Origin of the sequence: uncultured Fibrobacter sp. (assembly GCF_900316465.1) — a bacterium.
Classification (GTDB): Bacteria; Fibrobacterota; Fibrobacteria; order Fibrobacterales; family Fibrobacteraceae; genus Fibrobacter.
The window spans coordinates 109,302-121,019 of sequence record NZ_ONDD01000005.1 but is presented as its reverse complement, the minus strand read 5'-3'; the positions used below and the strand labels follow the sequence as shown (position 1 = coordinate 121,019).

At 50.7% G+C, this 11,718-nt stretch carries 11 protein-coding genes; 9 read left to right on the top strand and 2 right to left on the bottom strand.

Features of this window, described 5'->3' with window-relative positions; all coding sequences use genetic code 11:
- Positions 1-658: T9SS type A sorting domain-containing protein (locus QZN53_RS03375; RefSeq protein WP_163437515.1), on the top strand; the 658-nt coding region annotated here is incomplete at its 5' end.
- 147 nt (positions 659-805) lie between these two features.
- On the top strand, positions 806-1,732 hold the full coding sequence (locus QZN53_RS03370; protein ID WP_294651618.1) for a T9SS type A sorting domain-containing protein: 927 nt from the start codon (positions 806-808) through the stop codon (positions 1,730-1,732).
- A 1-nt stretch (position 1,733) separates the two neighbouring features.
- Here QZN53_RS03370 and QZN53_RS03365 read toward each other — a convergent pair whose 3' ends face one another.
- Entirely contained in the window at positions 1,734-2,801 is a 1,068-nt protein-coding gene (locus tag QZN53_RS03365) for a hypothetical protein (protein WP_294651616.1), read from the bottom strand.
- Positions 2,802-2,963: 162 nt separating this feature from the next.
- Between QZN53_RS03365 and QZN53_RS03360 the strand changes: the two genes are divergently transcribed.
- The 3 genes from QZN53_RS03360 (at position 2,964) to QZN53_RS03350 (ending at position 5,960) form a co-directional block, all read left to right on the top strand.
- A complete protein-coding gene (locus QZN53_RS03360) occupies positions 2,964-4,478 on the top strand; it encodes a glycosyl hydrolase family 8 (protein WP_163437514.1) in 1,515 nt (504 codons plus the stop codon).
- Positions 4,479-4,634: 156 nt separating this feature from the next.
- On the top strand, positions 4,635-5,516 hold the full coding sequence (locus QZN53_RS03355; RefSeq protein WP_163437513.1) for a BatD family protein: 882 nt from the start codon (positions 4,635-4,637) through the stop codon (positions 5,514-5,516).
- A gap of 12 nt (positions 5,517-5,528) precedes the next feature.
- Complete coding sequence (locus QZN53_RS03350; RefSeq protein ID WP_163437512.1) at positions 5,529-5,960, top strand: GNAT family N-acetyltransferase; 432 nt, start codon at positions 5,529-5,531, stop codon at positions 5,958-5,960.
- Positions 5,961-5,962: 2 nt separating this feature from the next.
- On the opposite strand, the gene QZN53_RS03345 is transcribed toward QZN53_RS03350, so the two are convergent.
- Positions 5,963-6,295 (bottom strand): multidrug efflux SMR transporter, encoded by a 333-nt coding sequence (locus QZN53_RS03345; RefSeq protein WP_163437524.1) that lies wholly within the window; start codon positions 6,293-6,295, stop codon positions 5,963-5,965.
- Positions 6,296-6,348: 53 nt separating this feature from the next.
- On the opposite strand from QZN53_RS03345, the gene QZN53_RS03340 reads away from it, so the two are divergent.
- The 4 genes from QZN53_RS03340 to QZN53_RS03325 all read left to right on the top strand — a co-directional run bounded on the left by QZN53_RS03340 (position 6,349) and on the right by QZN53_RS03325 (position 11,696).
- Positions 6,349-6,672 carry a TfoX/Sxy family protein gene (locus QZN53_RS03340; protein ID WP_163437511.1) on the top strand — a complete coding sequence of 108 codons (324 nt, stop codon included), beginning with the start codon at positions 6,349-6,351 and terminating at the stop codon, positions 6,670-6,672.
- 133 nt (positions 6,673-6,805) lie between these two features.
- Positions 6,806-7,630, top strand: coding sequence for a hypothetical protein (locus QZN53_RS03335; RefSeq protein WP_163437510.1), 825 nt, complete (start codon positions 6,806-6,808; stop codon positions 7,628-7,630).
- Between the two features lie 256 nt (positions 7,631-7,886).
- Entirely contained in the window at positions 7,887-8,870 is a 984-nt protein-coding gene (locus QZN53_RS03330) for a MoxR family ATPase (protein ID WP_163437509.1), read from the top strand.
- Between the two features lie 78 nt (positions 8,871-8,948).
- Positions 8,949-11,696, top strand: coding sequence for a TIGR02171 family protein (locus tag QZN53_RS03325; RefSeq protein ID WP_294651608.1), 2,748 nt, complete (start codon positions 8,949-8,951; stop codon positions 11,694-11,696).
- Positions 11,697-11,718 lie beyond the last annotated feature (22 nt).

Here is an 11,718-nt window from a genome sequence, read left to right as displayed (position 1 = left end):
CTGCGGTGGCGTTTGCGGTACCTTCTCCCTGAACAAGGGTACCCTGACCTATGAACCGTTCGTTGGTATCGGCTTCAACCTCGCCGGTGTTCCGGAAGGTTCTACCGCTGCTGACGTGGCTGACGCTTCTGCTATGGGTGGAGTCCACCTGATTTACACTGTCGACGTTGCAGCTTCTCTTGAATTGGGTCTCGGTGATGCCGGTGACGCTGCAATCGGTTACGACAACCCGGCCGCTTCCCTCGCTAAGGCTACTTCTGCTAAGACTGTTGACCTCGAATGGTCTAAGTTCAAGCAGGCTGGCTGGGGCTCGGGCAAGATTACCGGTGCCGAAGCAGCAAAAAAGCTCGCTGCTATCAAGTTCAAGATTCAGGCTAAGGACGGTACATCCGGTAGCTTCAATATCATTGAAGTTGGTCCATACTTGGGTTCCACTCCGGGTTTCTCCAATGCCAAGGCTAAGGCTTCTCTGAAGGCTCAGCTCTCTGGCCGTACCCTTTCCTTCGGCAAGTCTGTTGCCAAGGCTGAAATTGTGAACCTCCAAGGTCAGGTTGTTATGGCGGCCTCCTCTGTGAAGACCATGGACCTCTCCAAGCTCCAAGCCGGAGTATACATGGTTCGCGCCATGGGCCTTTTTCAGCAGATCATGCTGAAGTAATCTTACTTCGGTAAAATCTTAAGAAAGGGCTGCGGTTCTCCGCAGCCTTTTCTGTTTTCTGTAGTATTTTTTTGTCCAACCCTCCGGAAAAAAGATATATTAAGCGCAAACCGCTCATTATGGGCAGTCGTTTCAAAGGGAGAGAGAATGATGAACAAGAAAATTCTTACTGCAACTGCCGCTCTTGCTGCTGCATCTGCTTTCGGCTTCGTGACCTGGAATGGCTCCGAAGGCGTTTACAAGATCGATACTGAACTTGATTCAGCCAACGGAAACGGTGGTTACTGGTTCACCTACGGTGACGACGCTGATGGCGGCGCTTCCAAGATCGAATGGCCTGTCGAACCGGGTAACGAATATGCCGATGACGCCATGGACCCGATCATTGACTACTGCGGTGGCGTCTGCGGTGGCGTTTGCGGTACCTTCTCCCTGAACAAGGGTACCCTGACCTATGAACCGTTCGTTGGTATCGGCTTCAACCTCGCCGGTGTTCCGGAAGGCTCTACCGCTGCTGACCAGGCTGACGCTTCCGCTATGGGTGGCGTTTGCATCACTTACACTGTTGACGTTGCTGCTTCCTTCGAAATGGGTCTCGGCGATGCTGGTGACGCAGAAATCGGTTACGATAACCCGGCCGCTTCCCTCGCTAAGGCTACTTCTGCTAAGACTGTTGACCTCGAATGGTCTACGTTCAAGAAGGCTGGCTGGAGCTCGGGCAAGATCGCTGGTGTAGAAGCTGCCAAGAAGCTCGCTGCTCTCAAGTTCAAGATTCAGGCTAAGGACGGTACCACCGGTGGCTTCAACATCATGTCCGTTGGTGCATACCAGGGCGGTTGCGGCAATGGAGGTGATGGTATCGCTGCCAAGGCTATGCAGTCTTCTCTGAAGGCTCAGCTCTCTGGCCGTACCCTTTCCTTCGGCAAGTCTGTTGCCAAGGCTGAAATTGTGAACCTCCAGGGCCAGGTTGTTATGGCAGCCTCCTCTGTGAAGACCATGGACCTCTCCAAGCTCCAAGCCGGAGTATACATGGTTCGCGCTATGGGTCTCTCTCAGCAGATCATGCTGAAGTAATTTACCCGAAGTATGTGAAGGCGAAGTTGCGCTGGAATACCGGGTCTTCGATATACCAGTGTTCCTTTTCGATCATATTGTACTGCCATTCAATGGCGCTCATGAAGTTTTCGGGCTTGCAGAGTGCGTTGAACTTGTCGGCGAGCGATTCTGGCGTGTCGCTTTCGGTAACGAGCTGTTCCTTGGGAGCGTATCCGTAAGGGCTGTTTTCAAAATCGCTTCCGATAAAGACTGCGCCAAGGGCCGCGGCTTCTTTTAGCTTGAGGTCGCTTTTGGCCCGGTTGAAGTTGTTGCTTGCGAGCGGGGCCAGATAAAAGTCGGGCCTGTAGCTTGCCGCGACACCCGGGAACTGCATGACGCTTGTGTAGGGAATGCTCGTGTATTTGCCTTCGAGACCCTTGAGAAAATCAGGCGTTCCGAAAGTGAGAAAATCGATGCTGCCATCTTCGATGCTTTTCTTGATCCAAGGAACCCATGGACCTTCGAAGTCACCGAGGATTTTATCGGTGGTGTGGCCGAGTGCGCCGGCGTACATCACCTTGGGCTTTCCCGTAAAAGCGGCGGTTGTCTTGTGGGAGCCGAAAAGGGATTTAGAAACGCCGTTCGGCATGACGATGGCGTGTACGCCAAGGTCTTCCTTGACGCGGTTTGCAAGGTAGCGTGTAGAGCAAACGACGGAATCAAAAAGCGGGAGTACTTGCTTTAGGCGGTCCTTGACAATCTGGTCGTGATTCGGGATGCCTTGGGCATAGCTCTGGATAATGGGAGACAAATCCCACATGAGGTCGTCAAAGTCGGTAATGAGCTTAAAATTGCATTCCCTTTTGAGCCCGGCGTACATCGAGGCGGCTTCCATTCGGCCCGCTGCCGAAGGCTTTTGCAGGATGACTGCGCGCGTCTTTAGGAGGGTGTCCTTGCTGGAAGCTAGAATGTGCGAAATAGAGGGGGCCACCTGATAGGGGTTGGGATACATGAATTGCATGAAAGGGAGTATGCAACGCACCCAGTCAGATTGGGTCATATTGCTCGGATGGACGATAACGTGCGGCTTTTTCATTGTGCTTGCCATAATGCCAAACAATATAGAAAACTTCTCTGTAAACTCATTTTTTACATTGCGGCGGTGTTGATTTGATTTAGACAACACTTATCCCTTTTTTTGAGTTATATCACTTCTATATCTTGATTCAGAATGTATATTTCCTTAGGATTTTTTTATTTAGAGGCTACTATGCTGTTCAAAAAAATTTTAGCTCCTATGGTTGCACCCCTGACATTGGGTGCTGTAATTGGTCTTACTGCTTGTGGCGACGATTCGTCTAACAGCAACAATGCTAATCCGGTAAATCCTGATCCGGTAATCAATCCGGACCCGTCTACTACTCCGACTGATCCGTCGACCACTCCTTCGACGACTCCGACGGACCCGACGACGACTCCGACCGATCCTTCGACGACACCTTCGACCACCCCGACGGACCCGACGACTACTCCCACGCCTACGACGGCATGGGTGTCTCCGGTGCCTCTCGCATCGATCGCAAATATCAACTATAGCACGGTTCTTTACCAGACTTGGAAACCCTTCCATTTCGTGAACATGGAAGACGAAGCTCTCTATTATCCGGAATTGGCTTCGGAATTCGATGTGGTGTTCCCTGCTACCTACCAGCCGGCTGGTCGTGTCTTGTGGTCTGCCCAGACAACGGGCTACTATAAGAATCGCTGCAACGATGACGATACGACGATTCCTTCCTTGAGGTATCGTGCATGCACCGTGTCCGAAGGTGTGGGTTACGGCATGCTTCTTACCATGGCCAATGGCGATACCGATGCGTTCGTTCGCTTGTGGAACTATTCTAGGGCTTTCCGCGAATACAATTCTACGTCGACGGCTAAGAGGTATTTGACTCCGTGGATTACCTATAGCTTCCATTTTTCGGAAATTGACCTTTCTAGTGCAACCGATGCCGATCTCGATATCGCTACATCGCTTATCTTGATGTACTACAAGACTGGTCAGCAGGCCTTCCTTGACGATGCTAAGAACATCGTGAATGCTTTGTGGGATGCCGAAGTCAATAAGACGAGTCTGTTGCTCTACTCTGGCGATACGGATGTCTGGAACGGTGGCAACGGCAAGGAACCCGTTTACAACCTGAGCTATTTCTCTCCGGTGGCACTCCGCTTGTTTGCCATGGTTGACCCGAACCACAACTGGACTGGCGTGCTTGATGCAATGTATACTTACATTTCTAAGGTTCAGGCGGCCGGTACCGGTGTGCTCCCTGACTGGAGCAATGAAGCTGGTGTTGCTGCTAACCCGGACAATGGTTCTGCTGACAAGACTTACTGGACGTTCAACAAGGAATCTGTGCGTATTCCGTGGCGTATCGCTTGGGACTACTACTGGTTCCAGGATCCGAGAGCTTTGACGGTGCTTACCACTTTGAACAACTTTATTTCTGCTAAGGCTGGTGGAGACCCGAATTCGAAGGCTTTGGCTGTGCAGTACTCTTGGGATCCGGCCAAGAACGATGCGACGGGCAATTCCGCGGTTCCGACTCAGTGGCTTGCCGCATGGTGCGCAACGGGTATTGGCACCAACCAGGCCTGGCTTGAAAGTTGCACGGGTCTTGTGAATGGAAAGTCTGTTACGAATAACAACTCCAGCTACTTCACCGACATTTTGCTCGGTTTGTATAGCAGCTTGTTGAACGGCGCCTTTGTGAAGCCGTTTAATTAAGGAAGTTGTGGCGTAAGCCGGCGCCCATTAACCAGTGTTTTTAGCCCCAGATTAGTATCTGGGGTGTTTTTTTATCTGTTTCGCAGATTCTCGATGCCTCGGTCATGAGCAAGCGAGCTTGCTCACGACTCTCGGCTTTTGTATATTAGCCCTCGTATGGAAAACGATTCTTTGAATGAAAATGTGGTGGCGGATTCGGTGCAGTCTGCTGGCGTTGGCGATAGCGTTGTCGCGGCGCCGGAGATCGAAATGCCGACGCCGGAACAGCTCGGGATTTCGATTTCGGCGGGGCCGCAAGGTGGAATGCCCGCGGTGACCGTGGGCGACACGTTTGAATTCCCGGTGACTGTTTCTTGGGGCGTGCAAGGGAGTGCGCTTTTGGTGGTGCCGGCGGGCACGGCGAATGCGAAGGGCCTGACTCAAGTGGGCATGTCGCAGGAATCGGCGCGCTCTGTGAAAGATGGCAAGGAAGTTGCCTCGATTACGTTTACCTACAAGATTTTGGCTGCCGATACGGGCAACTTGCATATTCCGGCGATGCGGTTCGAGGTTCCGACGCAAATGGGGCAACCGCTCGATTTACGTAGCGAAAGCGTGGATGTGCGCGTGAATGAACCGTTTAACCCGCTTCCGCTTGCCGTTGGACTTATTGTGGCCGTTTGCGTGCTTTTGGCGGGCCTGTGGCGCGTAAAGCGCCGTGCTGCCGTGCGAGAGGCTGCTGCGGCTAAAAACGCTGCAGAAGATGCCTTGCGTGAACGCATGATGGTCCTCAAGCAGCGCGTGAATACGGCAGATAGCCGCGAATGGCTCTTGGAACTTGAAAGCATTTGCAAGGAATATGTGGCCGATAAATTCGGAATGGCCGCCTCCGCGGTCAATCTCGACAACCTCGTGAAAGAGGGTAAATTGGAAGGCTGGGAAACCCTTGTAGAAGAATTCGCACACGCCCGCTACGGCGGCGGCAAGCGCGATGGTTTCGAAAACAAGGAAACCTGGAAAGGTGCCATGACCCTTATGGGAATTTCTGAAGAAGACTAATCGGTCGTATTCATGAAAATTATTCGCGTTACAAAAGAAAGCGAACGTGCTGGCGCCTACTACGTGCGTATGGCTGCGATGATGCGCAAGTACCAGATTTCGCTGGATGCCGAAATCGATGCGCATGATGGCGAGAGCTGTCATTACATTTTGGCGCTGGATGATATTTACCCGGTTGCCACTTGCCGCTGGTTTGAAGTTCGCGAGGGCGTTGCCGAAATCGGACGCGTCGTGGTGCTACCGGAATATCGTGGCAAGCATTTAGGCCGGGCCGTCGTTGCCGAGGCCGAAAAGTGGATGCGCGAAGTTGGCGTCAAGAAAGTCGAAATTTCGAGTCGCGTGAATGTCGCGGACTTCTATAAAAAAATGGGCTACCACTTTAATGAAAGCGGTAAAGCCCATCATGACACATTCGAGTGCGTGTTTATGGAAAAGGTTCTCTGAACCTAGTGAATATCCATCTTTGAAAATAGATTCAGTACGGCTACGCCGGAAATAATCAGGACGAGCCCCACGATGGCTCCCAAATCCGGCATCTGCTTGAAAAAGAAGATGCCGCTTATTGTAATGAGGGCGATGCCCAGTGCCGACCAGGTGGCATACGCAATGCCGATGGGAATGGTGCGCAGGCAAAGGCTCAACAGATAGAGCGATGCCACGTAGCAAACGAGCGAGCCGATGGACGGAACGAGTTTGGTGAACTGCTCCGACATTTTGAGGAGCGTGGTGCCGGTCGCCTCCGCGACAATGGCAAGGATAAGGAATACGTAGTTGAGCATAGGAGTAATATACAAATTAATTGTTATATTGTGAAAAACGTCAAGGGGTATGTATGCCGAGTTCTGAAAAGTTTCGTGACCATGTTTTGGAGCAGTTCAAGGGCGAACTGCGCGTGACGACCCGCAAAATGATGGGCGAGTACATCTTGTACGCTGACGGGAAAATCTTCGGTGGAATTTACGATGATCGCTTGCTGGTAAAGCCTGTGGCTGCGGCTTTGGCAATGTTGCCGGGTGCAAAGAAACAGTTGCCTTACGATGGTGCAAAGCCTATGCTCCGCGTGACCAACGAGCAGATCGAAGACTCTGGCTTGCTGGTTCGTTTGCTTGATGCGATGTTGCCGGAGTTGCCTGCCCCCGCGAAGAAGAAAAAATAAACGGCGAATTGTTGTTTCCCCTTATTACACTTGTCATGCCGCACTTGATGCGGCATCTCCTTTCTTGATGAAGTCTGCGAATTGGCAGATGGAATGAATCCGGGTTTTGCCTAGATATTCTATTTTGTAGATAATGGCTCGCGGAATTTTATGGATTGTATTAACTGTGTGTGCCTTGCTGGTTGCGGGGTGTAGCAGTGTGATGCGTCCACCATCGGCAGCTGCATTCATGGATAGTTATGAGCAAGATAAACCTGTTGTAAATATGAATGGAGCTTTGTATGGAGGTGATTTGGATAACGATAACGCGCGCTCTGAAGAATGGGTTTTTGATGCGACGGGGAGTGTCTTTTGGAATAAGAGTTTCTTTTCATTAGGATTTGGTACACAGACGGTAACGCCTTTTACTCAGTTGGGAATAGTTTCTCCATATTTTGGTGTTACGGCGTGGAGCTCTATATATTCGCCTTTTAATATCGCTAATTACATGAGTGATAATTTCTGGAAGGATGTTTCTTTGGGGGCGATGGTTGTTGAGCAAATTCCTGTAGGAAATAAAGTGAAAATAGGTGTTACAGAACATTTTTCTAGGAATGGGATAGAGAAGTATTTGTCGGATGCAAAAGAAGGTTTTATGGCTTTTTCTTTTCCGGAGCCACATCCTGCTTTTTATCGTGAAGTTGGTGGAGGGGCTTTTGTTTCGTATAAGCGAGAATCTTCTACCCTTGCCTTTGAATTCCGCTATGGTAGAGATATAGATAACAGATGTAATCGGTTTGCAGTAATGATAGATTTTTGGGGTGTGGCAACAAAAGAGTTTATTTATGACAAAGAAAAAGAACGGGAAAAACGCATAAAGTTACAAAGGGAAACAAAGGCTGCGGAAGAACGCCAAAAGGAAAGGGATTTGGAGTCTTTAGAAGAATATGAGAAAAGGCAGAGAGACGAAGAAGAGTGATTGCTTGCGGGGGTGTTAGGGGGTGGCCCCCTAGGCGAGGGGGTGGAGGAAGACGCGTAGCGGCTGCAACCAGGGGGAGGCTTCCCCCTTTACAGACCGCTCGGCTCTATTGCATAAAAGAACCTACGAAATCGCCTCGCTCTCGCCACCGCCCCAGCTTAACGCATGGGGCGTTTTGGCTCACGAATTATAATTCATTTGCCTTTTTTCGTGGAATTTTGTATCTTAATTCGCGAAAACAGAAGAGGTTAACTAAATGGATATTCAGGAACTTTCGGAAAAGGTTAGACAGCAGAGTGCTTTTTGCATGAATTTGCTGCGTGAAGTGGAAGGTACGGTTATTGGCCAGAAGGCTTTGGTGGAAAGCATTCTGACGGGCATTTTGGCGGACGGTCACGTGCTGCTGGAAGGTCTGCCGGGCTTGGCAAAGACGACCGCGGTGAAGGCTTTTGCCGATGCCGTGTCGTTGGACTTCAAGCGTATCCAGTTCACTCCCGACCTGTTGCCGGCCGACTTGCTGGGTACCACGATTTACAACGCGAAGGAAGCGAAGTTCGAGACCCGCAAGGGCCCGCTTTTCACGAACCTGGTGCTCGCCGATGAAATTAACCGTGCTCCGTCGAAGGTGCAGAGTGCTTTGCTCGAAGCGATGCAGGAACGCCACATCACCATCGGCGACGAGACGTTCATGCTCGACGAACCGTTCCTGGTGCTGGCCACCCAGAACCCCATTGAGCAGGAAGGTACGTATCCGCTGCCCGAAGCTCAGGTGGACCGTTTCTTGCTGAAGGTGAAGGTCTCTTACCCGAACAAGGCCGACGAAATGAAGATTCTCGACGCCGTCGCCGGTGCGGGGCTGCGCCAGCCGCAGGCCGTCGCCACGAAGGAAGATATTCTGGCCGCCCGCCAGCTGGTGAAGCAGGTGTATGTGGACGAACGCGTGCGCGAATACATCGTGAATTTGGTGCTTGCGACCCGCGATCCGGGCAGCATCAAGCGTAGCGACCTGGTGGGCTTTGTGGAAGTGGGCGCCTCGCCGCGTGCTTCTATCGGTCTTGCCCAGGCTTCGAAGGCTCATGCATTCATTCAAGGCCGCGCCTACGTGACGCCCGAAGACGTGAAGGCTGTCGCCATGGAAGTGCTCCGCCACCGCATTATCCTGAGCTACGAGGCCGAAGCGGAAGAAGTTTCTGCCGAAACCGTCGTGCAGAAGATCCTCGACAGTGTTGAAGTGCCGTAACCTTCGCTGTTGTCGCGCAGAAATCATTTGAAAAAAGAACGTCTCTTGCTGGGGCGTTCTTTTTCTATTTTAGAAATCGTGAAGACTTGGCAGACTCTATTGACCCTGAATTGCGCCGTGCTTGCCATGGCCTTTTTCGGTGCGTGTTCGAATTCGCATTATGAAGAGCAAGATGGTTCGGTGGCCGATGCGGATGCCCCGGCAGTTGATTCGGTTAAAGTTCCTGTGATAACGGTAGATTCCCTTAGGGAGGGAATGATGCGTGTCTCGCCGAATGGGGCGTCTGTCTTGTTGGGTGACGGCAAAATGCGCGTGAATCTGAATTACGAGTATTCGCTCGGGATTCACGAAGTGACCTGCGACGAGTTTGAGCAGACCTTGGAAAATGAGGGGAAGTATTATAGTTTGGAGTGTGCGCAAGGCGATTTGCCCGCCACAAATATATCGTATTACGATGCTGTTCTTTTTGCGAATGCATACAGCAAGGCCCATGGTTATGATACGGTCTATTCTTACCAGCGGCAGCAATTGGACGGAAATGAATATTGCAAGAATCTGGAAGGACTGGTTGTTCGTATGGATGTAGAAGGATTCCGTTTGCCGACAGAAGCGGAATGGGTGTTGGCTGCAGTGCAGTCATGGAATGCGGAACTTTATGGCTGGAGTGCCTTGAATTCGAATTTAGAGCTGCATGCGGTTTGTGGTATGCCGGATACGCTGGGCTTTTGCGATTTGGCGGGCAACGCGCTTGAATTGACGAATGACTGGCTTGGCGATTTAAGGGATACGGTTGTAGAAAATTTCGTTGGTCCGCCGACAAGTAATTCTTTGTACGAAAAAGTAGTCAAGGGCGGGGCGATGACGCAGAAACCCGATGATATCAAATGGAGTAACCGGAAAGATGTCTACCCGGTGACCGCATCGACGACTCTGCTTTATATGGGATTCCGATTGGCTTTTGGAAAAATTCCCGATGCCGTCTGGATGGACGAACGCGGCGATGTTGCGACGAGTTTTATAAAGGTAAAGTCTTTTTATTCGGACATTCTTGCTGCCGTTGGAACGGGACGCGCGAAACTAGCGTTTAGAAATGACAAGACCGGGAACTTGGCGTATGTGGATTATAGCAACGGGGCTCGCGTGATTGAATTTGCAGATAGCATTCCTGTGTATCATCCGGAGATTTCGCCGGATGGCATGAAGGTGGCTTTTTGCACGGGCTTGGAGGGCGTTGACGGAGAGTCCTCTGTATATGTCAGAAACCTGGACCCGTCGGGTGGCGGACTTGTAAAACTGGATGTCGAGAATGCGGCGATTCCCCGCTGGTATGTGAATGACGAAGGCGATACTTTGATTGTCTATGTAGACAATGCTGGAGACAATAGCGGTGATGCGGACTTTTTTGCGCGTGCGACATGGACGGTGCCGTTTTCAAAAGGAAAATTCGGAAAACCGAAAAAAGCTTTAAATGGCGCTTACCATAGCGGTTTTGAAAGAGGTGGAAATTTGGCGGTGTCGGGGGCGCGCAAGCTTCGCGTGCATGCAAACGGGAAAGATGAAATTTGGTATGACGGAGAACAGGCGTGCAATGCGTCGCTTTCGGGCGATAGCTTGAATCAAGTCCTATTTTTGGATTTTGGCGGCGCTACTGGAAGGAAGTTTGCGAAAGAAAAGTATGGAGTGCATGAGCGGTTGCTTGTTGCCGACAGTAGCGGGAATTTGATTCGTGCGATTCCTGCGCCAGAGGGGTATACTTTTGACCATTCCGAATGGGCGGACCGCGAAAATTGGGCGGTCGCGTCACTTGTCAATTCAAATGGCGAACACACGAAGCTTGTGCTTGTGAATATTGTGGATTCTAGCATTGTTGAACTTGCCGAGGGTGACGAAATTTGGCACCCGAATTTGTGGGTGATGCCGAGAGAATCTTATGGGGATGAAAATTTGAACTTGGACAGCGCCGGAGTCTATTGGGATCCAGTGTCCCAGAGCGGAGTAAGATCGGCGGCTCTTAAAATGCGCATGTTCTGGGATATGTATGATTCCTTAGAGGTGATTGCGGTCGGAAGTTCGCGTACGGAGCGAGGTTTCTCCCCTGCCCAAATTTCGAAGTCGGCTCTGAATTTTGGCTTTATCGGTGGCAATCCGTGGGCGTCGCTCTATTTACTTGACAACTACTTTATTCCGCATGCCCGTAAATTGAAATATTTGATTCTTGAAATATCGTATGACTTGATGAGAAACAGTCCGGCGCGAGGGAACGATGTATTTGGATTGGCGCCAGGGTACGCTTATGATAAAAAACATTCTTTTTGGAAGGATGGGCTGCCCGATGCTTTTGTGCGGGTTGTGGATGCCAATGTTTGCTATACGAATGAAGATTCCTTAAGTTATGTCAGCGCGTGGGGGCTGTATAAGGTTGACGCGAATGGCTGGGGAAATGAACCGGCGATTTCGGGTGATACATTGAAAGACGATAACAATAGGGTTGTTGCCCTGACAGTCGATAGTCTGACTGCTTTTATCAATAGAACGAAGGACGAAGGCTTTAAAATTATCGGGCTTATTTATCCGCAATCTCCGGAGTATGCCAAAACAGGAAGTTTTGGACGACATGGAATTAGCAGGAGTCGCGCCATTAAGATGACAGCTCATTTTGATTCGCTTGCAAGTGTGTATCCGCATTTTATAATGATGGACGAAAATAAGCTTGGAGCGCATGACTATACGGATGCGATGGCAAACGATTATGACCATTTGAGTGCCGCGGGCGCAGAACATTTGTCGGTTCGCTTGGATTCGCTCATAAGAAGTCTGGAAAAATAAACGGACAAAAAAAGGCCAGCCT